The organism is Ralstonia sp. 25C (assembly GCF_051904805.1).
GTDB lineage: Bacteria > Pseudomonadota > Gammaproteobacteria > Burkholderiales > Burkholderiaceae > Ralstonia.
Genome location: NZ_CP196738.1, coordinates 1,466,108 through 1,486,250, shown reverse-complemented (window position 1 = coordinate 1,486,250; position 20,143 = coordinate 1,466,108). Strand labels below are relative to the sequence as shown.

Sequence of the window (20,143 nt, the reverse complement as noted above, 5' to 3'; positions counted from 1 at the left end):
TTTTCCTCAAAAGTCGCCACTGCTCTTACGCGAAGGCCGCTGGCGGCTCCGGGTCAATAAGCGTCCTTGGTTTCCCGGAAAGGGGCAATAAAAAGGCAGCCGGACCAGGCTGCCGAATGAGACACCACCGAGACACCGCCGCGCTCAGTGCGCCACGGCGTTGAAATTGGGCGGCCGTCGATCAACGAACGCCCGGAAGGCTTCATGCGCCTCAGGAGACTTCAGGCGCTTGGAAAAGCTGGCGTTCTCCGCCTCCATCTGCTGCTTGAGCAACTCAGCATCGCGCATCAGCCGCTTCGTTTCGGTCAGCGCGCCGAGCGGCTGACGCGCCAGTCGCTCCGCAATGGCCTGCGCCTCCGTGCCGAGTTGGTACAGCGGCACCACGCGGTTGGCCAAACCCCACCCGAGCGCCGATTCCGCACTCACCGCATCGCCCAGCGCGAACATCTCGAACGCGCGCACGTGGCCCAGGCGCGCGGGCATCAGCAGACTCGACGCCGCTTCCGGCACAAGCGCCAAGTTCACGAACGGCGTGGAAAGCTGCGCGTTGTCGGCCAGCAGCACGAAGTCGCAATGCAGCAGCATGGTCGTGCCGATGCCGACCGCCCGGCCCTGCACCGCGGCCACCAGCGGGCGCGTGGCACGCACCAACGCGTGCAGAAAGCGGATGACGTTGCGCTGGCCACCACCCTCGCCCATGGCAATCGATGCGAACTCGCCGATGTCGTTGCCGGCCGAGAACATGTCGCCCTCGGCGCGCAGCAGCACCACGCGCACGGTGTTGTCGCTCTCGGCGGCGTCCAGCGCATCGGCCAGCGCGCCGTACATGGCATCGGTGATGGCGTTCTTCTTGTCGGCGCGCGCCAGCGTGAGGGTCAGCACGCCGTCGGCGTTGTGACGCTGGATGTATTCACTCATTGCTCGTCTCCTGTGGGGAACTTGGTCTGCAGGCTGGCCAGCCAGCGCGCAACGACGTCGATCTCGGCGTCGGTAAAGCCTTCGGTGAGGCGCGCATTGAGTTCGGCCAGGCCGGTGCGGGTTTCAGCTAGGGCTTCGCGGCCGGCGGGCGTGATCCAGAGTTGCCAGGCGCGGCCGTCCTTGGCATCGGCGCGGCGCTCGATGAGGCCAGCGTCGACGGTGCGATCGACCAGGCCACTCATGGCGGAGGGGCCGAGGTCCAGCGCGGCACCGGCTTCGCGCATCAACGCGCCGTCGTTCTTCTCCAGGAAGAACAGCAGACCGGATTGCGCGGCGGTCACGCCCTCGCCGGTACGCGTTTGAATCCAGCGCTGCAGGCGGCGTTGCCCGACGTTGATCAGATAGACGAGACGGCGGTCGGGTGCGGTCATGCGGCCTCTGCCTCTGCACGCGACGCCGTAGCGTGCTCCTTCAGCCAGTCCGCCAAACCAGGCCATAACGTGCAGGCGAATTGCGGGCGGAAAAAGCCCAGGTGCCCCACCGGGCCGCCGGCTTGTGCAGGTGCGATCTGCCGGCGCTCGACCCACGTGTTCGTGAAGTGCGTCGTCAACGCGTTGATGGCTGCGGGCGTCGCCCATGGGTCATCGTCAAAGCCGTAGACGAGCACAGGATGCGTTACGCGGTTGAAGCGCTCGATGGCGCCGAGCGTCGGGTCGTCGAAAAAGTAGCGCTGCATGCCGGCCCATGTGCCCCATTCGATGGCGACGCCGCCCGGCAGGTCTTCGCCCAGGCCCAGGCGCTTGCCGGGCACGTAGCCGATCAGCCGGGCCATCAACGGGCCGAGGCCACGCAAGATCAGCTCCACGCGCCAGCGTTCTCCTCGCTGGCGGATGAACCGCGAGTTGCCCGTGTGGCAGGCCACCTGCACGACGCCAGCGACATCCCAGTCTGCGCAGCACAGGCCGATGGCGTGGCCGCCCACCGAATGTCCGACTGCCAGTTGCGGCAGCTCCGGATAGCGCGCCTTCGCCCATCGCATCACGCCTTCTGCGTCGAGCAACGCCCAGTCACGCATGCGTGCAGCAAAACGGCGCAGGCTCTTGGGCCGGGATGCGCCGATGCCGCGGTAGTCGTACGTGATGGTGTGGAAGCCACGTTCCGCCAGGAACTTGGCAAAGGCTTGGTAGATGCGTTGCGGCACGCCCGTGGCCGGATGCATGACCACCACGCCCTGCGGCGTGCCGGCGGCCGTCCACAGCATGGCGCCCAGCGGGTAACCGTCGGCGGCGGGAATGGTTTGGGGTGTGCTGTCCATTGCGTGGATTTAGTTCGCATACGAAGTGTTTTACTTTGTATGCGAACTAAATGAGCCTGTCAACGGCAGAAAGATAAAGTACTTGCTTAACTATTCAGAGTCGCTATAGTTAACCACATGCTTAACCATGACACCTCTCTCGATCTCGCCTTCCAGGCGCTGGCAGACGGCAACCGACGCGCCATGCTGGTTCAGCTCGTGCGCGGGCCGGCGTCTGTGAGCGAGCTGGCCGAGCCGCTCGATATCTCGTTGCCTGCCGTTATGCAGCACCTGTCAGTGCTAGAGAACTCCGGTCTTGTGCGATCGGAAAAGGTGGGCCGCGTGCGTACGTGCCGTATCGAACCCGAGGCGTTAAGCCTCGCCGAGCAGTGGATCAACCAACGACGCCTGGAGTGGGAGCAGCACTTCGACCGCCTGGGCGCCTATCTCGAAACGCTGAAAACCCAAGGAGACCCGCATGACGACGACCGTTGACCAGCCCGCAGGCACCGCCCTACGCCCGCTTGTGATTTCACGCACCTTCCCCGTATCGCGCGACTGGGTCTTCAAGGCCTGGAGCACCGCTGAACACATCAAGCGCTGGTTCTGCCCGACGCACTACACAGTGCCCGATGCGACGGTCGAGTTTCGCGTGGGCGGCAAGTTTGATGTGTGCATGCGCTCGCCCGAAGGGCACGACCATTGGTCGCGCGGCCACTTTCTGGAGATCGTGCCCAACGCGCGCTTGGTGATCGACATGAACGTCGTGGACGGCGACAACCGCCCGCTGATGAACGCCCACACCGTCGTCACCTTTGCCGAGGAATGCGGTGGCACGCGCATGGAAGTCACGCAGACCCACACGCCGCTCGCGCCGATTGCCGAGATGATGATCAAGGGCGCGCCCGAAGGCTGGAAGCAAACGCTCGACAAGCTGGAGCGCGAAGCCGCGCGCGTACCGGTGGCCGATGGCATCCAACGCTCGGTCGTACATGCCACCTTTACGGTGGAGCGCACGTACGATGCACCACGCTCCCGTGTGTTCAAGGCGCTGACGGACCCGGCGGCCAAAGCCAAGTGGTTTGCCGGCGGCAACGGCTACACCCTGCTGGTGCGCGAAATGGACGCCACGCCGGGCGGCCGCGAAGTCGTCAAGGGCCAGTGGGACAGCGGTGTCGTGTCCAGCTTCGAGGCGCTGTATCACGATGTCATCCCCAACGAGCGCGTCGTTTATTCGTACGTGATGCACCTGGACGATCGGAAGATCTCCGCCTCGCTCGCCACGCTGGAATTGCGCGAACCCAAGGATGGCTCGGGCGGCACGCACCTCGTCATGACGGAGCAAGGCGCCTTCCTGGATGGCTACGACGACTCCGGTTCGCGCGAACGGGGCACGCAATTCCTGCTGGACATGCTGGGCAATTCGCTCAAGGACTGATCGCCCGTAACACGTCGCGCGCGACGGTCGCCACGGTGACCGCCGCGCCGACGATCAGCGCCATCCCCCACAGCAAGCCACCCACGTAGGCAACCAGCATCTGGCGCGAGGTCATGGGGCGCCTCAGCCCTTGTCCGCCACGTACTGCGCAATGCCGTGGCCGAACGACCAGTTCTCGGGCAGCACCTCCACGAGGTTGATGAACACGTCTTCGGGCCGTATGCCGGGCTTGTCGCCCAGCAGCTCAACGATGCGCCGATACAGCGCTTGTTTCTGCTCCCGCGTGCGGGTGTTGCTGACGGTCAGTTGCAGGATGACTGCGTCTTCGCTGCGCTGGATGTTCATGTACGTCGGGCTGACGCTGAAGGTGCCGGCGTCATGCTCGGTCACGGTCATGAAGCGGTCGTCTTCCGGCACGTTGAACGTCTCGCGCAGCGCGCGATAGACGCCGTTAAAAATGGCTTGGTGATAGGCGGCAGGCTTGCCGCGGCGCAGTGACACTTGGACGAGAGGCATGGTGAACTCCCTGGTTTGTGGTGTGCACAGCATGCCGCAGGTTGATCATTCAAAAAAGCCATCCTAAGATATTTCAATCATTCCATTTTCAAATGATTGAAGCATGAGAATGCTCGACCTGGAGGCCGTTCAGGCCTTCGTGCTGACCGCCGATCTGAAGAGTTTCACGCGCGCCGCAGAGGCGATGGACTCCACGCAATCCGCCGTGAGCCTGAAGATCAAGCGGCTGGAAGATGCGCTCGGCCGTCGCCTGCTGGAGCGCACGCCGCGCCTGGTGCGGTTGTCGCAGGATGGCGCGGCGTTCCTCTCACCGGCACGCGAGCTGGTGGCGGCACACGAGGGCGCGCTCGGCTCGTTTGGCGTGGAGCGGCGGCGGCTGTCGGTTGGCATGAGTCACCACATTGTCGGGGCCGAACTGCCGCGCCTGCTGCGTCAGATGGGGCGGGCCGAACCGGCGTTGACGCTGGAGATCCGCATCGACAGCTCGCGCGAGATCCTGGATGCATTTGAGAGCGGCCTGCTGGATGCCGCCGTCGTGCTGCGCCACGACACGCGCCGCACCGACGGGGAGGTCCTGATGGAAGAACCCTTCGGCTGGATGGCCGCGCCGGACTTTGAACACCGCGCGGGTGAGCCGCTCTACCTCGCCACCCAGTCCGAACCCTGCCGCGTGCGTGAGATGGCCGTAACCGCGCTGGATGCGGCGGGCATTGCGTGGCAGGAGGTGTTTGTTGGTGGCGGCATGGGCACCATTGGCGCAGCGGTGGCGGCCGGCTTGGCTGTCGCCGCGCTCAGCCGCCGCGTGGCCCCAGCGGGCACCATCGACGTGGGCGATGCCTTTGGCCTGCCGCCGCTTCCACCGCGCAGCGTGGTGCTGTATTCACGCCTGGCCGACCCTGTGGCGAAGAAGGCGCTGCGGACGTTCGCTTCTACCCTGCGGGCCACGGCGGGCCGCTAACCGATTACAGCTTCTGCACCGCCACGCTGCCAATCGAATAGCCCGCACCAAACGAGCAGATCATGCCCACGTCGCCCGCCTTCAGGTCGGCACGATGACGGTGGAACGCAATGATGGAACCCGCCGATGCCGTGTTGGCGAACTCATCCAGAATGACCGGCGCCTCATCGGCCGATGCCTCATGGCCCAGCAAGCGCTTGCCGATCAACTGGTTCATTGCCAGATTGGCCTGGTGCAGCCAGAAGCGGCGCACGCCGGCCGGCGCATGGCCGAGCGATTGCAGATGCGTGGCGATATGCTCCGCCGCCATCGGGCAGACCTCCTTGAACACCTTGCGGCCTTCCTGGCGGAAGAGCTGGTCGCGGTCGTCCGGGTTGCGGTCTTCGCTGCGCGAGAGGTAGCCGGCGTTGTTGCGGATGTTGTTGGAGAAGCTGGTTGCGCACTGCGTGCCGAGTACGCGCCATGCGTCGGTGGAGCGCGTGCCCTCAGCGCGCTCAACCAGCACGGCCGTGCACACGTCGCCGAAGATGAAGTGGCAGTCGCGATCTTTCCAGTCGAGGTGGCCGGAGGTGATTTCTGGGCTCACCACCAGTGCGGCGCGCGCCGTTCCGCTGCGCACAGCGTTGATGGCCTGCTCCAGCCCGAAGGTGGCCGACGAGCACGCAACGTTCATGTCGAACGCATAGCCGCCCGCGCCGATGCCGTTCTGAATCTCCACGCCGAGTGCCGGGTATGAGCGCTGGAAGTTCGACGTGGCGCAGATCAGCATGTCGATGCCGGCGGCATCGCGGCCGGCTGCGGCCAGCGCTTCGCGTGCGGCGGCCACACCAATTTCCGCTTGCAACGACAGTGCATCGTCCGGGCGCTGCGTCAGCTTGGGGCGCATGCGCGTCGGGTCCAGCACGCCGGATTTCTCGACGACATAGCGCTGGCGAATGCCCGACGCCTTCTCGATGAACTCCGCCGATGACTCCGCCAGCGCCGTCAGCTCACCCGCGGCAATGGCCGCTGCATGCTCTGCGTTGTAGCGCTGCGCATAAGCGTTGTAGGAAGCGACCAGCTCCTCGTTGGTGATGACCTCCGGCGCGACCCACAGGCCCGTACCGCTGATGACGACGTCGTGCATACCCGGTATATGTGAAATTTTCGTGGCGGCGACGATAGCACATCGAACCTGCCGCGCGGGGTGAACGGGTGTGGTCGTTTACATCTAGTCCGCCGTTTGCTGTCCGTGCGCGGCCAACGCCACATGGCAAAACAAAGCGGGTGGCCCCAACCGCTGCCACCCCGCGCTTTTGCTTGCCTAACTGCGGCGCTTACTTGCTGCCGGCCAACTCCATGATCATGCGCGACAGCAGATACAAGCGCGGCACCACGCTTTCCACTTCTGCGTATTCGTCCGGCGTGTGAATGCCGCCACCAACAATGCCGAAGCCATCGAGCGTGGGCGTGCCGACGCCAGCAGAAAGGCTCGAATCCGCCGCGCCGCCACTGCCTTCCAGCGTGAGCTTGCGGCCGATCTCGGCGTAGATGGCCTGTGCCTTCTCGGCCAGTGCATCGGACGCAGCATTGCGCGGCATCGGCGGGAAGCCGCGCACGAGCGAGGTCTTCACTTCTGTATCGTGGATCAGCTTGTTGGCCGACACGCGCGCCAGATCGCGCTCCACGCGGTCGAACTCTTCGGGCACGGCCACGCGCACGTCCGCATACGCGGTGGCGTGGTCGGGAATGACGTTGGTCGCATCCCCCGCCTTCAGCACGGTGATGTTGAAAGTGGTCTGCTTGGCGCTGTCACCCAGCTTGCCGAGTTGCAGCGTCTGGTGCGCCAGTTCGGTGGCGGCATTGCGGCCGGACTCCGGCGCCACGCCTGCATGCGCGGCCTTGCCCTTGATGTCGATCTCGGCGGTGCCGCTGCCCTTGCGCCACACGACCAGCCCGTCGGCGGGCCGGCCCGGCTCCAGGTTCAGCGTCACGTCATGCTGCTTGGCTTCGCGCTCGATCAGCGCGCGCGTGCCCTTGGAGCCGGTTTCCTCATTGGTGTTGAGCAGCAGCGTCACCTGCCCGTACTGCTTGAAATCCAGCTGCTGCAGGATCTTCATCGCGTACAGCCCCGCGACGATGCCGCCCTTGTCGTCCATCACGCCGGGGCCGTAGGCGCGTTTGTCCTTGATGACAAACGGCTTGGCGCGAGCGGTACCGTCCTTGAAGACGGTATCCATATGCGCCATCAGCAGAATGCGCGTCTTGCCCGTGCCCTTCCACGTGGCCAGGATGTTGTTGCCCACTGCCGCCGGTGCCGCAGACACCGTTTCCACGTGCGCGCCCGTCTTGCGCAGTTCTTCGGTGACGATGGTGCCGATCTGGCTGAGCCCGGCCTCGTTGCCGGTGCCCGAGTCGATGTTGACCAGGCGCTCCAGCAAATGCAGCGCATCGGCCCGATAGGCTTCAGCAGCAGTCAGGACCTTGGGGTTGGCATCAGCGGCGCTGGACAATCGCGCGGCACACAGCAGCAGCGCGGCAAGCGCAAGGCGGGAGGGTTTCATGCGTGACCTTGATAGCGGAGTGAGAGTGGCAAAACAGCCATTACACACACATTCCGCAAACCCCGGGGCGCCATGTTGCGTTGGGCGCACGGGTGTCAGCCGCAGCTTGCCGTGAATGACAGGACATGCCGTGCCAGACCGATCGCCCGAACTATTCATTCGATGCATTACTGGTCATTCAAACAATAAATTTCAAAAATAGTGCGCTGACCGCTAATCTGGCTCCCCCAGCAACATGGCGAGCAGACGATGGCGGAGCTTTACCTCGTGCGGCACGGACAAGCGTCGTTCGGCGCCGCCAACTATGACCAGCTTTCCGAACGCGGCGAGCAGCAGAGCGTCTGGCTCGGCGAGTATTTCGCGCGGCACGACATCGTCTTCGATCGCGTCATCTGCGGCACATTGCGCCGGCACGAGCAGACCGTCGACGGCATTCTGCGCGGCATGGGCACCACGGGTATCGGCTATGAACAGCACGCCGGTCTGAACGAGTACGACTTCCAGGGGCTGTTTGCCGCGCTGGGCGAGGATTTTCCGGAACTCACGCGGCTGGCATCCGGCTCGATGCGCGACCACTACCGGGCGCTCAAACAGGTGCTGCATCTGTGGTCGGCCGACAAGATTCGCGGCCCGCTGCCCGAAACGTGGGCCGCATTTCAGCAACGCGTGGCGGATGCGCGCGCCGTCATTCAAGCCGGTGGCGGGCAACGCGTGCTCGCCATCAGCTCAGGCGGGCCGATTGCCGTGACCGCCCAGCAAGTGCTGGAGGCTCCGCCAACCAGTGCGATTGCGCTGAACCTGCAGATCCGCAACAGCAGTGTCTCGCAGTACTTCTTCAACGCGGAATCGTTCCAGCTGGCCACCTTCAACGGCATTCCGCATCTGGACGACCCAGCGCGGCGTGCGTTCCAGACCTACGGCTGACCCGAACACCCAACAACATCACACTCGGAGACACCACGCATGAGTACGAACCTGTTCGACCTGACCGGCAAGATCGCCCTGGTGACGGGCGCCAGCCGGGGCATTGGCGAAGACATCGCCAAGCTGCTCGCCGAGCAAGGCGCCCACGTCATCGTGTCGAGCCGCAAGCTGGCCGATTGCCAGGCCGTGGCCGACGGCATCCGCGCGGCGGATGGCAAAGCCGAGGCGCTGGCGTGCCACGTCGGCCGCATGGAAGACATCGAAGCCGCCTTCACGCACATCCGCAACACGCACGGCCGGCTCGACATTCTGGTCAACAACGCGGCGGCCAATCCGTACTACGGCCACATTCTCGATACCGACCTGGCCGCGTTTGAGAAGACGGTGGACGTCAACGTCCGTGGCTATTTCTTCATGTCGGTCGAGGCCGGCAAGATGATGCGCGCCCAAGGCGGCGGCGCCATCGTCAACACTGCGTCGGTCAACGCGCTGCAGCCGGGCGACAAGCAAGGCATCTACTCCATCACCAAGGCGGCGGTGGTCAACATGACGCGTGCGTTTGCCAAGGAATGCGGCGCATTCGGCATCCGCGTGAATGCGCTGCTGCCCGGCCTAACAAAGACCAAGTTTGCCGGCGCCCTATTCGAGGACAAGGCGACCTACGACCGCTGGATCAGCGAGATCCCCCTGCGCCGCCACGCCGAGCCGCGCGAAATGGCCGGCACGGTGCTCTACCTCGTGTCGGACGCGGCGAGCTATACCAATGGCGAGTGCATCGTCGCGGATGGGGGCATCACGCTTTGACCTTGCCCGCAGCCGTTGCGCAACACAGGCCTTGAAATCCATGGAGAGCTGTATATATTTACAGTAACTGTACATTTATACAGCTCATGCCATGGACGATCTGATCCGTATCGAAAACGAGTACGACCGCCAGACGGTGCTCTGGCTGCGCGAGCGCCTGGGTGAACAGGCGTTGAACGAAGTGGTGATCCGCATGGAGAGCCACGGCCGGCCCTATGCATCGGATGTCTGCCGCACGCTTGGTCTGACGCCGCCGCCGCGCAAGCGGGTAAGCCATGCACGGCCACTCAACCGCGCGGTGGGCGAGGCGTATCTGGCCACCATTCGCGGCATTTTGCGAGCAAGCCGGCACGCTGCTGCTTAAACCCTTCCCGGCTAAACCGCCAGCGTTGCGGCGGTTTCCTCACGCAGCCAAGTCAGCCACGCGCCAGCCGGGGTATCTGGCTGGATTGGCGTACTCGCCAGCAGGTAATACGCCGAGCCATCGCGCCGAAACCCCTCCGGCGCCACAAGCCGCCCATCCACTAGGTCATCGCCCGCCATCAGCTTGGAAGCGATAGCGGTGCCCTGCCCCGCTGCAGCTGCCTGCAAGCTCAAATAGAAATGTTCAAAGCGCGCCTCGGGCGAGCGCCCGCGTGGGCGTGGTGACTCGCTGACGCGCCGCCACGTCTGCCAGGCATCGGGGCGTGTTGCCGTGTGCAGCAGGCGACGGCGTGCAGCGGCATCAACTAGCGGAGCATGCACAGGCCCGATCCACTCGTCGCAGATCGGCTCCGCACAGGTATGTTCCGGCCAGGCAAAGTCGTTGCGGCGCAGGGCCACGTCTACGCCCGTGCGCGCAAAGTCGATCGGCCCGCCCGCGGCAAACAAGTGCACCTGCACCGCCGGATGCCGCGCCTGAAAGCGTGACAGCCGAGGAATCAACCACCGCATAGCCAACGTCGGCTCACACGACACCACCAGCGCGGACGATGTTGCCCGCCGCGCGATCCGGTCAATGCTATCCGTGAGAATGAAGAACGCATCTGCCGCCGCCGCGCGTAGCTGCTCACCAGCCGGCGTCAGAAAAACCGCACGGTTGCGGCGCTCAAACAACGCCACCCCGAGCGATTCTTCCAACACCCGGATCTGGCGGCTCACGGCGCCATGCGTGACATGTAACTCGTGCGCGGCACGCACAAAGCTGGCGTGCCGCGCAGCGGCTTCGAATACACGTAGGGTGTTGAGCGGAGGTAGCGCCATCTGTCAGTTTTTCTCACGGAAAATCGGCATCATAAATCGATTTTCGGTGGTGGCGCGCTCGGCCAGAATCGGCGCATTCCCACTTTGCAATGACACGTCGATATGGCCGAACTGCTTGCTGTTGCCCTCATCACCCTCTTGGCTGTCATCAGCCCCGGCGCGGACTTCGCCATGGTCACGCGCAACAGCCTGCTGTACGGCCGACGCGCGGGCGTGTTGTGTGCGCTGGGAATTGCGCTGGGCGTGCAAGTGCACGTGCTCTACACGATGTTCGGTGTGGGGGTGCTGATCGCGCATGCCCCAGCGCTGCTGCATGCCATCAAGCTGGTGGGCGCGGCGTATTTGGTGTGGATCGGCTGGAAGACGCTATCCGCCAAGGCCACCTTGCCCAGCGATGCAACGGTCGCCGACGACACGCGGCATACGCTCTCGACCGGCGCGGCGCTGCGCATGGGCTTCTTCACCAACGCACTGAACCCCAAGACCACCCTGTTCGTCGTCAGCACCTATACGCAAGTCGTGCATGCCAGCACGCCGCTGGCCGCGCAATTCGGCTACGGGCTGTTCATGTCGATGGCCCACGCGGCGTGGTTCGCGCTGGTGGCAACGGTGTTTGCCTCGGGCGCATTGCGGCGCGCGTTACTGGTGCGTCAGCGGATGGTCGATCGCGTGATCGGCGTGATCCTGATCGGGCTGGGACTCGCGCTGGGCGTGGCGCGACTGGCGTAACGTCGCGCAAAAAGAATGCGCCGAATGCGACCGCGCATGCACACGCGCTGTCCCACGGCGATTGAGCCTCGCCACACCTTGCACTACCTTGAAACGACGAGCGATCGCCCGCCGCGCTCCGGCGCGCGGTCGCTTTTTGTTTTCGCTCAAGGAGTGTGGTTCATGCTGCATACGCTTTCCAAACTGTGGTGGGTGCTCGCATTGCGCGGGTTGTGTGCGATGGTGGTCGGCATCGGCGCATTCGTGGTGCCGGCGGCAACGCTGGCCGTGTTGGTGCTCACGTTTGGCGCGTATGCGCTGGTGGAAGGCTGCCTGCTGCTGATGACCTCGTTCGGCCGCCAGGCCATGCAGCGCGACCGCTGGCCCGTGCTGCTGCAAGGGCTGCTTGGGGTCGCGGTCGGCGTGCTCACGCTGTTCAACCCGGCGGTGACGGCACTGGGCCTGCTGCTGTACATCGCCGCGTGGCTGCTTGCGCACGGCGTGTTGCAGATCATCGTGGCGGTGCGCCTGCGCGAAGAGCTTGCCGGCGAGTGGTGGTTGATCCTCGGCGGCATCGCCAGCGTGGTACTGGCAGGCTGGCTGCTGTGGCGGCCGGAAGCCGGGGTGCTGGCCGTGCTGTGGTGGATTGGCGCGTGGGCCATCGTGTGGGGCGCCACGCTGGTCTTCGCGGCGCTGCGCGTGCGCAAATGGGGCCGCAGCGGCTCGGCGCGGGCGTTTGCCTGATGCGCGCACGGTCATGCCAACGCCCTTTCGCGATCGCACGGATGCCGGCAGGCAGCTGGCCGATGCATTAGCCACGCTCGACCTACCGGCACCGCGCATCGTGCTGGCTTTGCCGCGCGGTGGCGTGCCGGTCGGACATGCGATTGCGCAGGCGCTAGGAGCAACGCTTGGCGTGCTGCTGGTGCGCAAGCTCGGCGCACCGCTGCAACCGGAGCTGGCGCTGGGCGCGCTGGCCGATTGCGGCGCTGGCATGCCACCGCATGTCGCATGGAACACCGAGCTGACGCAGGCCCTGCAGCCATCGCAGGCGTATGTCGACAAGGTGATGGCCCACGAGTTGGCCGAACTGGAACGCCGCCGCGCACGTTATGGCGTGACACCCCTGCCGCTTGCCGGCGCCACCGTCATCGTGGTGGATGACGGCATCGCCACCGGAGCCACGGTGCGTGCAGCATTGGCAGCGGCGCGGCGGGCCGGCCCGGGGCGGCTGGTGCTCGCCGTGCCAGTTGCACCGGAGTCCACCTGGCGCGCGCTGTGCACTGAAGTGGACGAGGCCGTGTGCCTGATCGCCGCGCCAGACTTCAGCTTCCAGGCCGTCGGCCAGTACTACGAAGATTTTGAGCAGACCGAAGACAGCGAAGTGATCGCGCTGCTGGCCGATGCCCGGCAGCGCGGTCCCTAACGTGTGATCCGCGCGATATCAGGCTGTGTGCAAGCGCCCCTTGCGCTCGATATCCGGCAGGAACACCGTCAGCAGCCCAATGAGCGGCAGGAACGAGCACAGGTGATACACGTTGTAGATGTCCGTCGCATCGGCCAGCTTGCCGAGCACCGCGGCACCGATCCCGCCCAGCCCGAACGCAAACCCGAAGAACAGGCCCGACACCATTCCCACCTTGCCGGGAATCAGCTCCTGCGCATACACGAGGATGGCCGAGAACGCCGAGGCCAACACCAGGCCGATGATGACCGTCAGCACCGCCGTCCAGAACAGGTTGGCGTAGGGCAGCATCAGCGTGAACGGCGCCACACCCAGGATCGACACCCAGATCACCACCTTGCGGCCCACGCGATCGCCAATCGGCCCACCGACGATCGTGCCGACCGCCACCGAGAACAGGAAGAGAAACAGGAACAGCTGCGACGTCTGCGCCGACAGGTGGAACTTGGTGATCAGGTAGAACGTGTAATAGCTGTTCAAGCTCGCCAGGTAGAAGTACTTGGAGAACAGCAGCACGACCAGCAGCAGCATGGCAAACGCCACCTGCTGGCCTGACAGCTTGACCACCGCATGTGCACGGCCACCCGCCTTGCGGCCATGGCCCGCAGCGCGCTCGCGCTTGTACCAGCCGCCCACGTGATAGAGCACGAAGATGGCGATGAGCGCCGCAATCGAGAACCACGCCAGGCTGTGCTGTCCGTACGGCATGATGATGAGCGCCGCCAGCAGCGGCCCCATGGCGCTACCCGCATTGCCGCCCACCTGGAACAACGACTGCGCCAGCCCGTGCCGCCCACCCGACGCCATGCGCGCCACACGCGACGATTCCGGATGGAAGATCGACGAGCCCGTACCCACCAGCGCCGCCGCCAGCAGCAACGTACCGAAGTTCGGCGCCATCGACATCAACACCAGCCCCACCAGCGTAAAGCCCATCCCCACCGACAACGAATACGGCTTCGGATGTTTGTCGGTATAGAGCCCGACCATCGGCTGCAATAGCGAGGCGGTGATCTGGTACACGAGCGTGATCAGCCCGATCTGCGAGAAGTCGAGGTGGAAGTTGCCCTTGAGCAGCGGATAGATCGCCAGGATCAACGACTGCATCATGTCGTTGAGAAAGTGCGCGAAGCTGATGGCGCCGATCACGCCAAAGCCGGTTGTACCGGCGGTGCCGGCCTGCGGTGCGGGGGTTGCCGCAGGCGTGGGCAACTCAGCGGCGGTACCGTTTGCGGTGGTTTCCATGGGGACGTTTGCGGCCAAAAATTGCAGCGAGGAGCCGTCAATCATGCGCCTAAATAGTGCAGGCGCGTTACCGCAAGTTCGACAATGATTAGCGCGAATCGGACAACTTGCTGTCCAGGCAAAAGCGTCAGGCGCTGCTGCGCCATTCACGCCCCGAAGCTCTCAAACTTCCCGCAAACCCGCGCCGCGCTTGCCTTGGCAGGTAGCTAACCCGTTAGCCATTTTCGCGCGCGCGGTTACTCCGTTCGGAGCATGGTCGCTCAGGAGACGCTTTCTATACTCGCCAGCATGGACCGCTGCACGACGCCCTGGCGCCAGTGCCGACGGCCAAGACGGAGCCAATGCGGTCACACGCAGCACGCTCCGCAATCCGAACCGATGGCGCATCCAACCGATGCAGCACATTGGTCAGCCAAGGAAGGGGAGCGATGAACATCCTGCTAACGGGAACGCTATGCCGCGCGATGGGAGACCTCTTCTATCTGGCCTTGCTCGACGACCGCGTCGTCTGCTGCTTCGTCACGTCCGAAGCGGTGGAATGGACCGGTGCCGCCACGCGCCCACCGCCCGCTTCGTCCCCGTGTACCGGCCCTCGGCTCGCTGACGTCTCTCGGTCAGCGAGTTATTGCGCGCCCCTCGTCCCGTAGGGCGCGCTCTTTTCTGCCGATGCCGTCAGCGCGAGGAGCGCTGGCGCATCACCACAGCGCTGACGCGTCAGCCGATCAACCCGGCGTCCGTCAGTTCGCGTTTCATGTAGGCGTACAGCACTGGGGCGGCAATCACGCCGCCCACGCCAAACAGCGCTTCCATCACGATCAGCGCCAGAATCAGCTCCCACGCACGCGCGTCGATGCGGCTGCCGATGATGCGCGCGTTCACGAAGTACTCCAGCTTGTGCACCACCACCAAGAAGATGAGCGAAGCCACCGCCAGCTCCAGCGACGCCGTCACGCTCATCACCACGATGGCCGTGTTGGAGATCAGGTTGCCCGCTACCGGAATCAGCCCCGCCACAAAGGTCAGCAGGATCAACGATTTGGAATACGGCACGTGCTGCCCGAACAGCGGCAACGCGCCAACCAGGTAAATCGCCGCCAGCGCGGTGTTGAGCGCGGAGATCTTCACCTGCGCGAACACCACGGCTTCGAATGCGGCCGTCAGGCGGCCCAGTCGGTTCAGTAGCGCCGCAGCCAGCGGCTTGTGGCGCGCGGGGTCGGGCCTGTCCGACCACGCCACCATGGCACCCAGGATCAACCCGATCAGCGCCAGCACGCTGTGGCGCAGCCCATCGATACCGACCGTCGACACCTGATGGCCGTGTTCCTTCAGCATCTCGACCAGACGCACGCGCAGGTCCGATACGGAGTTCGGGATGTAGTCCGCCACCGATGCCGGCAGCGAAGCGCGCAGGTTGTCCAGCACATCGGCCACCCGCGTGAGCATGCCCTCCAGCCCGTGCCCATGCTCCACCAGTCGGCCAATGCCCAGGCCGATGCCCGCGAGGATGAGCGTGGCGATCACGAACACGCCGACCACCGCCAACGCCTTGGCATGCCGGGAAAACACGCGCCGCTGGCGCAGCTTCGCCTCCAGCTTGCGTGACAGCGCATAGACCAGAAAGCCCGCAATGGCGGCCGGCAGCAGGCGCAGCCAGAGCACCGTCACGATCATGGCGGCCACCAGTACATAGCTGACCGCCCTAATGGCTCGGGCGTGATTATTGGGAGGAAGCTTCGTCATGAAAACAGGCTGGCAGCAATGTTGATGGAGAGCGCAAGAATGCTCGTATTAAAGAAGAACGACAGCAGCGATTGCCCTAGCACCGCCCGTCGCATGGCGCGCGAACGGATGCTGATATCTGCCGTCTGGCTGGCGACCGCGATCGTAAAGGAGAAGTAGAGGAAATCCCAGTAATTGGGCTCAAGTTCGCGGTCCGGAAACTGCAGCGGGGGCGCATTCGGCGTGCGGTAGTACAGGTGCGCGTAGTGGACGGTAAACATCATCGGCACCATCAGCCATGCGCCGACCACCGTCACGCCGGTCAGCGCGTAGTGCCACGCTTGCGCATGGCCCGCGGCCTTGGCCGTCACCAGCTCAAACGCAATCGCCACCATGCTGGCGATCACGCCCAGGCACACCACTGCCAGCACCGCCGAGGCGCTCGCATCTTCCCGCCGGGCCACGGCACGGATGCGGCGGGGGTCTGCCCGCAGCATCATTACGGAGATCAGGACCAGGTACGTCCACACGGCAGCATCCCAGCCGAGCAGCGTGCGTGTGAGCCAGCCCTGCCCCGCTGGTGCCGCCACGCCGACGATTGCGCCCAGCGCCAACGCCACCAGCAGGCGTGGCCGGGCAGCGGCAAATCGTGAAATCGGAAAGGACTCGTCTTGCGCAGTCACATGGGCCTCTTGTGCGTTTCGAGCATCAAATTGAGGCCACATGGTAGCCGCTTCAAGACAGCGTCAGCATGGACGCGAAGGAACGCTTGCAACGCTCCTGCACCCGTTCGTGCGTCTGCAGCTGGTCGGCGGTGACGGTGGCGTCCGGGTACACGCGGCACATGCCGACGATGGCGATCTCCAGCGAGTTGTACGAGCCCGCCTGGAATTGGAATTGCTCCAGCACCGTATCGTCGGTATCGCGCACGGTGATCTGGAACGGGCCGGGTGTGACCGTGGTGCAACCGGCCAGCGCGGTCGCTGCCATCAGCGCAGAGAGGCCGCCCAACGTGCGGGTCTTGCGGTAAAGACAAGAAAGAGAGTGTGAGGCTTGCATCATGCAGGGTCTTGCGCATCGATGGTGGTCAGACGCCGTCGGCAGCGCGGGGTTCATCGATACCGCGTGGGCTCGCATTTATACCTGCTCTTGATGGCAGCACGTGTCGCGCCCAAACAAAAACGCCCGCTAAATGCGGGCGTCTTGCTGAGCGGATGAGCCGTTGGCGGCTCGGGGCGCTGCCTCAGGCAGCAGCACCGTCGGTGTACGGGTTGAACTTGTCACCGACCTTGGCGCCTTCCGTGTAGGGGTCGAACTTGCCGGCACGGGCCAGTGCGCCTTCGGTGTACGGATCAAACTTGCTGCCGGCCTTGGCGCCTTCGGTGTAGGTGTCGAACTTGCCAGCGCGGGCCAGCGCGCCTTGGGTGTACGGGTCAAACTTGTCACCCACCTTGGCGCCTTCGCTATACGGGTCGAACTTGCTACCAGCCTTGGCACCTTGCGTATAGACGTCGAAACGTTGGCCGGCGGCGGCGCCTTGCGTGTACACGTCGAACTTCGTGGCAGCCAGAGCGGGCACGGTGGCCAGGGCGATCAGGGCTGCAATCAGGGTGCGTTGGGCTTTCATGATGTCTTCTCCGGGATGGGCGCAGCGCGTCGGGCAGTGGCTCGTTTCGAGACCGGTTTTCGCTGCGGCGCCGCATTCGATGAAGTCATCGTAGGCGAGCCTGTTCAGACAATAAATGTCGCGACAGGCAATTTATTGTTGTGATATCTGGAATTACGGGAAAACCCGCGCCAGCCGTGGTTTGGTGGCTTACAGCAAGGCTTGTCGGCTTTATTTGCGCAAACAAAGCATGTGACTTTTTCAGCAAAAGCCAGCGTTGTGCGCTGAACGAACCACCGCGATTGTTGCGTCTTCCCGCATCGCACAATCGCTACGGGCGGCCGGGGGATTGTTATTTCTGGATACAAACGCGCACAAGTCGAGGCGAGACTCTGTGCCACACTGCGCGACACTCAAATCGAACGCACACACGATGAAACGTCTTCTGCTAGTGGCCGCCCTGCTGGGCGCCGCACTCCTCTCTGGTTGTGGCGTGGTCGCCGCGCCCTGCCGCGTGGCATCGGCCGGCTTGAAGATGGTGCCACTGGTCGGGCACGTGGCCGCTGCACCCACGGACGCCTGCGCAGACATCATCGATTGAGGGCGGCCAGCGCAAGGCTGGCGCCCCAGCTCGTAGCACCGAACGTCTATCGAGGCTTCGACGCCTCCATCTGCCCCGCTACCCAATCCTGCAAGTCCTTCAATTGCTGGGCGTTGGCGTGAAAGGCTTCAGCCTCGCGCTCGTGCTGGGCTTCAACGTCAGAGAGGACAACGCCACTGGCGGCTTCATCAAGGAGGCCGGCGGTGGTGGGAAGCTCGGCGCGGTTGGCGGAGTTCCACATGCCGACAAAGCGACCAGGGATGCGGCAAGCAGCATCGTCGTGCACAACGACTTCATGGGGTACCTCGCGATCTCGGTAGAGGATGCGGTCTCGAAAAACGGTCTGGATGCGCGTCTGGGCTTGTGCGGCTTGGTCGGCTACTTGGGCCGTGACGTTGGCCTGGCGAGTTTCGGTTTGCGCAGCGGCGACCTTGGCTCGCAGCGCTTGTGATTGCTCGACATGCCGCCGATGCAGATCGCCCGCGCCGTAGCCAAAGCTGAACGCCAGCACCAACGCGAGGATGGCGCCGCCCCAGAAGCGCGGATCAAGCAAGCTCATGACGCAGTCCCTCCTGCAAGCACGGCGCGGGCACGCGTCCATAGCGCACGTCGATCGTCGAGACCATTTGTGCCGCCATTGATCCGACGCGTCAGTTGTACGAAGGCGGCGTCGGTGTCCTGATCGGCAAACCGATTGAGCCCGTTGCGCAGCCAGAACCACGCGGCCGACGCCGTGGCGTGTTCGGGCAGCTCCAGCAGCTCGGGCTGTGCTTCCAAATCCAAACCCAACGCGATGCCACAAGCGCGGTAGTTGGCGCGGCCGGTGATCTGGATCAGGCCGCGGCCGAGAAAGCGCTTGCCGTCACCGGGTTGCGTATTGCCGAGGTCTGCGCGGCCATCGTAGCCGCGTTGCGCGGGCGTTGGGCCCCACAGTTCACGCACGTAGCGCAGTTGCCCCGATTCGTGCCCGACCTGCGCAAGAAACGCGGCGATGCGGGCGGGCGTGTTGATCTGCCGAAACAGCAGTACGTCGGCCAGGACGGGCGCGAACACATCGGCGCGCCCACCCGCGTTGGGCATGACGGCGCGCAGTTGCGCCGCAGTCAGAAGTGGTTCAGCCATGGCTTGCCTTGTGCATGGATTCGCGCACGTCGTCGACGACCTCGGCGAGGTCGGCATCGCGCCGCTTGTTGATGAAGTTGAAGACCCAGCGCACGATCGCCCAGCCCGGCAGGCCGCAGACGAAGTAGATGCCGCCGAGTGCCATGACGCCGTTGGCCGAGCCGATCCAGTGCGCCACCCCGAAGTACTGAATGACAGTGGCCCCGCCGCCCACGCTGGCGATGACGGTGGAGATGAGCGCCACGGCCCACTCGCCGCGCGCGCGTGGCAACGTCATCACCATGACGACGATGGTGGCGAGCGCGCTTGCGGCAACCGCCACGGCCGCAGACCCGCCAAGCGCCTTGAAGGCCGCCGCGCCCGCAGCCCCCGCTGCGGCGCTGCTGCTGATGGGTTCAGACATGGTTCCCCCGGAAAAGAAAAAAGCCCGCGCGAAGGCGGGCTGTGTTGCTGAGATGACGGTGCTTACCAGGTGATGGCTTGCACCTCTTCAATGCTGCTGGCGGCGTTGATCTTAGCGATCAGGTCCGCGTACTTCTGCTGCGCGGCGACGCGGTGGGCCAGCCAGTCGGCGTTGACTTGCTGGAGTTGCGCGGCGGAGTGCGAGGTAAAGGACCAGTGATCGCCATCCGTGCACCAGAGCGGGATGGTCCAACCCGGCGATGCGGTAGCGGCTGCGCTGACGGCGCTTTGCAGGTTGCGCTGGTCGTTGTCTTGGGATGGGTAGGTGAGTGCGACGCCTAGGGCGGAGGAGGTGAAGCCGGTGGTCAGGGCGGTGGCGCAGGCGGTGCTGATCTTGGTGGCCTGTGCTGCCTGCACCTGGCTCAGGGTCATGAGCGAGATCGGATCAACGGCGATTGGGTTGCCGTCGGCATCGGCGGTGATCGTTTTCCCGGCCGCCTGCGCATCCATCAATTGCGCGTGGGTCATCGACCATTTGGATTCTTCGATGGCATCTGCAGGGATGTTTAGGCCGTGGATGACGGGGTCGTAAAAACCACGGGTTGATTTGGAGTAATAGAGCATGGCTTTCCTTTATC

Annotated in this window: 27 protein-coding genes; 10 read left to right on the top strand and 17 right to left on the bottom strand. The window is 64.5% G+C overall.

Annotation, left to right across the window (positions count from 1 at the left end):
* Positions 1-144: 144 nt before the first annotated feature.
* Genes ACS7SF_RS25185 through ACS7SF_RS25175 form a run of 3 tightly spaced genes read right to left on the bottom strand, consistent with a single transcriptional unit; the run spans position 145 to position 2,233 of the window.
* A complete protein-coding gene (locus ACS7SF_RS25185) occupies positions 145-918 on the bottom strand; it encodes an enoyl-CoA hydratase (protein ID WP_439893191.1) in 774 nt (257 codons plus the stop codon).
* A complete protein-coding gene (locus ACS7SF_RS25180) occupies positions 915-1,349 on the bottom strand; it encodes a MarR family winged helix-turn-helix transcriptional regulator (RefSeq protein WP_439893190.1) in 435 nt (144 codons plus the stop codon). Before ACS7SF_RS25180 ends, ACS7SF_RS25185 begins: the two co-directional genes overlap by 4 nt.
* Complete coding sequence (locus ACS7SF_RS25175; protein WP_439893189.1) at positions 1,346-2,233, bottom strand: alpha/beta hydrolase family protein; 888 nt, start codon at positions 2,231-2,233, stop codon at positions 1,346-1,348. Before ACS7SF_RS25175 ends, ACS7SF_RS25180 begins: the two co-directional genes overlap by 4 nt.
* Before the next feature lie 117 nt (positions 2,234-2,350).
* Between ACS7SF_RS25175 and ACS7SF_RS25170 the strand changes: the two genes are divergently transcribed.
* The gene (locus ACS7SF_RS25170; RefSeq protein ID WP_426398971.1) at positions 2,351-2,707 is read left to right on the top strand and encodes an ArsR/SmtB family transcription factor; all 357 of its coding nucleotides are present in this window, start codon (positions 2,351-2,353) and stop codon (positions 2,705-2,707) included.
* Positions 2,691-3,650: an SRPBCC family protein gene (locus ACS7SF_RS25165; protein WP_439893188.1), complete on the top strand. Its 960-nt coding sequence runs from the start codon at positions 2,691-2,693 to the stop codon at positions 3,648-3,650. Before ACS7SF_RS25170 ends, ACS7SF_RS25165 begins: the two co-directional genes overlap by 17 nt.
* Here ACS7SF_RS25165 and ACS7SF_RS25160 read toward each other — a convergent pair.
* Together ACS7SF_RS25160 and ACS7SF_RS25155 are read right to left on the bottom strand one after the other, a co-directional pair.
* Positions 3,640-3,765, bottom strand: a complete 126-nt coding sequence (locus ACS7SF_RS25160; RefSeq protein ID WP_439893187.1) for a hypothetical protein — start codon at positions 3,763-3,765, stop codon at positions 3,640-3,642. The two genes, ACS7SF_RS25165 and ACS7SF_RS25160, sit on opposite strands and share 11 nt — an antisense overlap.
* Before the next feature lie 8 nt (positions 3,766-3,773).
* Entirely contained in the window at positions 3,774-4,166 is a 393-nt protein-coding gene (locus ACS7SF_RS25155; RefSeq protein WP_439893186.1) for a tautomerase family protein, read from the bottom strand.
* A gap of 103 nt (positions 4,167-4,269) precedes the next feature.
* Here ACS7SF_RS25155 and ACS7SF_RS25150 point away from each other — a divergent pair, with 103 nt between their 5' ends.
* Complete coding sequence (locus ACS7SF_RS25150) at positions 4,270-5,124, top strand: LysR family transcriptional regulator (RefSeq protein ID WP_439893185.1); 855 nt, start codon at positions 4,270-4,272, stop codon at positions 5,122-5,124.
* A gap of 4 nt (positions 5,125-5,128) precedes the next feature.
* Here the strand turns inward: ACS7SF_RS25150 and ACS7SF_RS25145 are convergent, their stop codons facing one another.
* Positions 5,129-6,250: a beta-ketoacyl-ACP synthase III gene (locus tag ACS7SF_RS25145; RefSeq protein ID WP_439893184.1), complete on the bottom strand. Its 1,122-nt coding sequence runs from the start codon at positions 6,248-6,250 to the stop codon at positions 5,129-5,131.
* Positions 6,251-6,440: 190 nt separating this feature from the next.
* Positions 6,441-7,667, bottom strand: a complete 1,227-nt coding sequence (locus ACS7SF_RS25140; protein ID WP_439893183.1) for a M20/M25/M40 family metallo-hydrolase — start codon at positions 7,665-7,667, stop codon at positions 6,441-6,443.
* 249 nt (positions 7,668-7,916) lie between these two features.
* Between ACS7SF_RS25140 and ACS7SF_RS25135 the strand changes: the two genes are divergently transcribed.
* From ACS7SF_RS25135 to ACS7SF_RS25125, 3 genes are all read left to right on the top strand, one after another.
* A complete protein-coding gene (locus ACS7SF_RS25135; protein WP_439893182.1) occupies positions 7,917-8,591 on the top strand; it encodes a histidine phosphatase family protein in 675 nt (224 codons plus the stop codon).
* Positions 8,592-8,630: 39 nt separating this feature from the next.
* A complete protein-coding gene (locus ACS7SF_RS25130) occupies positions 8,631-9,395 on the top strand; it encodes an SDR family oxidoreductase (RefSeq protein ID WP_439893181.1) in 765 nt (254 codons plus the stop codon).
* A gap of 91 nt (positions 9,396-9,486) precedes the next feature.
* The gene (locus tag ACS7SF_RS25125; protein ID WP_439893180.1) at positions 9,487-9,759 is read left to right on the top strand and encodes a hypothetical protein; all 273 of its coding nucleotides are present in this window, start codon (positions 9,487-9,489) and stop codon (positions 9,757-9,759) included.
* Positions 9,760-9,770: 11 nt separating this feature from the next.
* Here the strand turns inward: ACS7SF_RS25125 and ACS7SF_RS25120 are convergent, their stop codons facing one another.
* Positions 9,771-10,637, bottom strand: coding sequence for a LysR family transcriptional regulator (locus ACS7SF_RS25120; RefSeq protein ID WP_439893179.1), 867 nt, complete (start codon positions 10,635-10,637; stop codon positions 9,771-9,773).
* A gap of 102 nt (positions 10,638-10,739) precedes the next feature.
* Here ACS7SF_RS25120 and ACS7SF_RS25115 point away from each other — a divergent pair, with 102 nt between their 5' ends.
* From ACS7SF_RS25115 to ACS7SF_RS25105, 3 genes are all read left to right on the top strand, one after another.
* On the top strand, positions 10,740-11,366 hold the full coding sequence (locus ACS7SF_RS25115; protein WP_439893178.1) for a LysE family transporter: 627 nt from the start codon (positions 10,740-10,742) through the stop codon (positions 11,364-11,366).
* 162 nt (positions 11,367-11,528) lie between these two features.
* A complete protein-coding gene (locus ACS7SF_RS25110; RefSeq protein WP_439893177.1) occupies positions 11,529-12,089 on the top strand; it encodes an HdeD family acid-resistance protein in 561 nt (186 codons plus the stop codon).
* A gap of 13 nt (positions 12,090-12,102) precedes the next feature.
* Positions 12,103-12,771 carry a phosphoribosyltransferase gene (locus ACS7SF_RS25105; RefSeq protein WP_439893176.1) on the top strand — a complete coding sequence of 223 codons (669 nt, stop codon included), beginning with the start codon at positions 12,103-12,105 and terminating at the stop codon, positions 12,769-12,771.
* 18 nt (positions 12,772-12,789) lie between these two features.
* Here the strand turns inward: ACS7SF_RS25105 and ACS7SF_RS25100 are convergent, their stop codons facing one another.
* From ACS7SF_RS25100 to ACS7SF_RS25080, 5 genes are all read right to left on the bottom strand, one after another.
* The gene (locus ACS7SF_RS25100) at positions 12,790-14,055 is read right to left on the bottom strand and encodes an MFS transporter (protein ID WP_439893175.1); all 1,266 of its coding nucleotides are present in this window, start codon (positions 14,053-14,055) and stop codon (positions 12,790-12,792) included.
* 714 nt (positions 14,056-14,769) lie between these two features.
* The gene (locus ACS7SF_RS25095; RefSeq protein WP_439893174.1) at positions 14,770-15,795 is read right to left on the bottom strand and encodes an AI-2E family transporter; all 1,026 of its coding nucleotides are present in this window, start codon (positions 15,793-15,795) and stop codon (positions 14,770-14,772) included.
* Positions 15,792-16,457: a DUF1345 domain-containing protein gene (locus ACS7SF_RS25090; RefSeq protein WP_439893173.1), complete on the bottom strand. Its 666-nt coding sequence runs from the start codon at positions 16,455-16,457 to the stop codon at positions 15,792-15,794. The genes ACS7SF_RS25095 and ACS7SF_RS25090 overlap by 4 nt, the downstream gene beginning before the upstream one ends.
* Before the next feature lie 52 nt (positions 16,458-16,509).
* Entirely contained in the window at positions 16,510-16,833 is a 324-nt protein-coding gene (locus ACS7SF_RS25085; protein ID WP_439894480.1) for a hypothetical protein, read from the bottom strand.
* Positions 16,834-17,017: 184 nt separating this feature from the next.
* A complete protein-coding gene (locus ACS7SF_RS25080) occupies positions 17,018-17,401 on the bottom strand; it encodes a hypothetical protein (RefSeq protein WP_439893172.1) in 384 nt (127 codons plus the stop codon).
* Between the two features lie 412 nt (positions 17,402-17,813).
* Here ACS7SF_RS25080 and ACS7SF_RS25075 point away from each other — a divergent pair, with 412 nt between their 5' ends.
* Entirely contained in the window at positions 17,814-17,981 is a 168-nt protein-coding gene (locus ACS7SF_RS25075) for a DUF6726 family protein (RefSeq protein WP_426399033.1), read from the top strand.
* A 46-nt stretch (positions 17,982-18,027) separates the two neighbouring features.
* On the opposite strand, the gene ACS7SF_RS25070 is transcribed toward ACS7SF_RS25075, so the two are convergent.
* The 4 genes from ACS7SF_RS25070 to ACS7SF_RS25055 all read right to left on the bottom strand — a co-directional run bounded on the left by ACS7SF_RS25070 (position 18,028) and on the right by ACS7SF_RS25055 (position 20,129).
* A complete protein-coding gene (locus ACS7SF_RS25070) occupies positions 18,028-18,540 on the bottom strand; it encodes a hypothetical protein (protein ID WP_439893171.1) in 513 nt (170 codons plus the stop codon).
* The gene (locus ACS7SF_RS25065) at positions 18,537-19,103 is read right to left on the bottom strand and encodes a glycoside hydrolase family 19 protein (RefSeq protein ID WP_439893170.1); all 567 of its coding nucleotides are present in this window, start codon (positions 19,101-19,103) and stop codon (positions 18,537-18,539) included. The genes ACS7SF_RS25070 and ACS7SF_RS25065 overlap by 4 nt, the downstream gene beginning before the upstream one ends.
* The gene (locus ACS7SF_RS25060; RefSeq protein WP_439893169.1) at positions 19,096-19,506 is read right to left on the bottom strand and encodes a hypothetical protein; all 411 of its coding nucleotides are present in this window, start codon (positions 19,504-19,506) and stop codon (positions 19,096-19,098) included. The genes ACS7SF_RS25065 and ACS7SF_RS25060 overlap by 8 nt, the downstream gene beginning before the upstream one ends.
* A 62-nt stretch (positions 19,507-19,568) precedes the next feature.
* The gene (locus ACS7SF_RS25055; RefSeq protein ID WP_439893168.1) at positions 19,569-20,129 is read right to left on the bottom strand and encodes a DUF4376 domain-containing protein; all 561 of its coding nucleotides are present in this window, start codon (positions 20,127-20,129) and stop codon (positions 19,569-19,571) included.
* Between the last annotated feature and the right edge of the window lie 14 nt (positions 20,130-20,143).

What these genes read in the sequence shown, in the direction of transcription:
- ACS7SF_RS25105 (WP_439893176.1), top strand. Translation starts at nt 12,103, where the DNA reads ATGCCAACGCCCTTTCGCGATCGCACGGATGCCGGCAGGCAGCTGGCC.
- ACS7SF_RS25165 (WP_439893188.1), top strand. Translation starts at nt 2,691, where the DNA reads ATGACGACGACCGTTGACCAGCCCGCAGGCACCGCCCTACGCCCGCTT.
- ACS7SF_RS25150 (WP_439893185.1), top strand. Translation starts at nt 4,270, where the DNA reads ATGAGAATGCTCGACCTGGAGGCCGTTCAGGCCTTCGTGCTGACCGCC.
- ACS7SF_RS25065 (WP_439893170.1), bottom strand. Translation starts at nt 19,103, where the DNA reads ATGGCTGAACCACTTCTGACTGCGGCGCAACTGCGCGCCGTCATGCCC.
- ACS7SF_RS25115 (WP_439893178.1), top strand. Translation starts at nt 10,740, where the DNA reads ATGGCCGAACTGCTTGCTGTTGCCCTCATCACCCTCTTGGCTGTCATC.
- ACS7SF_RS25160 (WP_439893187.1), bottom strand. Translation starts at nt 3,765, where the DNA reads ATGACCTCGCGCCAGATGCTGGTTGCCTACGTGGGTGGCTTGCTGTGG.
- ACS7SF_RS25070 (WP_439893171.1), bottom strand. Translation starts at nt 18,540, where the DNA reads ATGAGCTTGCTTGATCCGCGCTTCTGGGGCGGCGCCATCCTCGCGTTG.
- ACS7SF_RS25075 (WP_426399033.1), top strand. Translation starts at nt 17,814, where the DNA reads ATGAAACGTCTTCTGCTAGTGGCCGCCCTGCTGGGCGCCGCACTCCTC.
- ACS7SF_RS25055 (WP_439893168.1), bottom strand. Translation starts at nt 20,129, where the DNA reads ATGCTCTATTACTCCAAATCAACCCGTGGTTTTTACGACCCCGTCATC.
- ACS7SF_RS25110 (WP_439893177.1), top strand. Translation starts at nt 11,529, where the DNA reads ATGCTGCATACGCTTTCCAAACTGTGGTGGGTGCTCGCATTGCGCGGG.
- ACS7SF_RS25145 (WP_439893184.1), bottom strand. Translation starts at nt 6,250, where the DNA reads ATGCACGACGTCGTCATCAGCGGTACGGGCCTGTGGGTCGCGCCGGAG.
- ACS7SF_RS25130 (WP_439893181.1), top strand. Translation starts at nt 8,631, where the DNA reads ATGAGTACGAACCTGTTCGACCTGACCGGCAAGATCGCCCTGGTGACG.
- ACS7SF_RS25060 (WP_439893169.1), bottom strand. Translation starts at nt 19,506, where the DNA reads ATGTCTGAACCCATCAGCAGCAGCGCCGCAGCGGGGGCTGCGGGCGCG.
- ACS7SF_RS25175 (WP_439893189.1), bottom strand. Translation starts at nt 2,233, where the DNA reads ATGGACAGCACACCCCAAACCATTCCCGCCGCCGACGGTTACCCGCTG.
- ACS7SF_RS25080 (WP_439893172.1), bottom strand. Translation starts at nt 17,401, where the DNA reads ATGAAAGCCCAACGCACCCTGATTGCAGCCCTGATCGCCCTGGCCACC.
- ACS7SF_RS25085 (WP_439894480.1), bottom strand. Translation starts at nt 16,833, where the DNA reads ATGCAAGCCTCACACTCTCTTTCTTGTCTTTACCGCAAGACCCGCACG.
- ACS7SF_RS25120 (WP_439893179.1), bottom strand. Translation starts at nt 10,637, where the DNA reads ATGGCGCTACCTCCGCTCAACACCCTACGTGTATTCGAAGCCGCTGCG.
- ACS7SF_RS25125 (WP_439893180.1), top strand. Translation starts at nt 9,487, where the DNA reads ATGGACGATCTGATCCGTATCGAAAACGAGTACGACCGCCAGACGGTG.
- ACS7SF_RS25095 (WP_439893174.1), bottom strand. Translation starts at nt 15,795, where the DNA reads ATGACGAAGCTTCCTCCCAATAATCACGCCCGAGCCATTAGGGCGGTC.
- ACS7SF_RS25180 (WP_439893190.1), bottom strand. Translation starts at nt 1,349, where the DNA reads ATGACCGCACCCGACCGCCGTCTCGTCTATCTGATCAACGTCGGGCAA.
- ACS7SF_RS25100 (WP_439893175.1), bottom strand. Translation starts at nt 14,055, where the DNA reads ATGGAAACCACCGCAAACGGTACCGCCGCTGAGTTGCCCACGCCTGCG.
- ACS7SF_RS25185 (WP_439893191.1), bottom strand. Translation starts at nt 918, where the DNA reads ATGAGTGAATACATCCAGCGTCACAACGCCGACGGCGTGCTGACCCTC.
- ACS7SF_RS25170 (WP_426398971.1), top strand. Translation starts at nt 2,351, where the DNA reads ATGCTTAACCATGACACCTCTCTCGATCTCGCCTTCCAGGCGCTGGCA.
- ACS7SF_RS25135 (WP_439893182.1), top strand. Translation starts at nt 7,917, where the DNA reads ATGGCGGAGCTTTACCTCGTGCGGCACGGACAAGCGTCGTTCGGCGCC.
- ACS7SF_RS25155 (WP_439893186.1), bottom strand. Translation starts at nt 4,166, where the DNA reads ATGCCTCTCGTCCAAGTGTCACTGCGCCGCGGCAAGCCTGCCGCCTAT.
- ACS7SF_RS25140 (WP_439893183.1), bottom strand. Translation starts at nt 7,667, where the DNA reads ATGAAACCCTCCCGCCTTGCGCTTGCCGCGCTGCTGCTGTGTGCCGCG.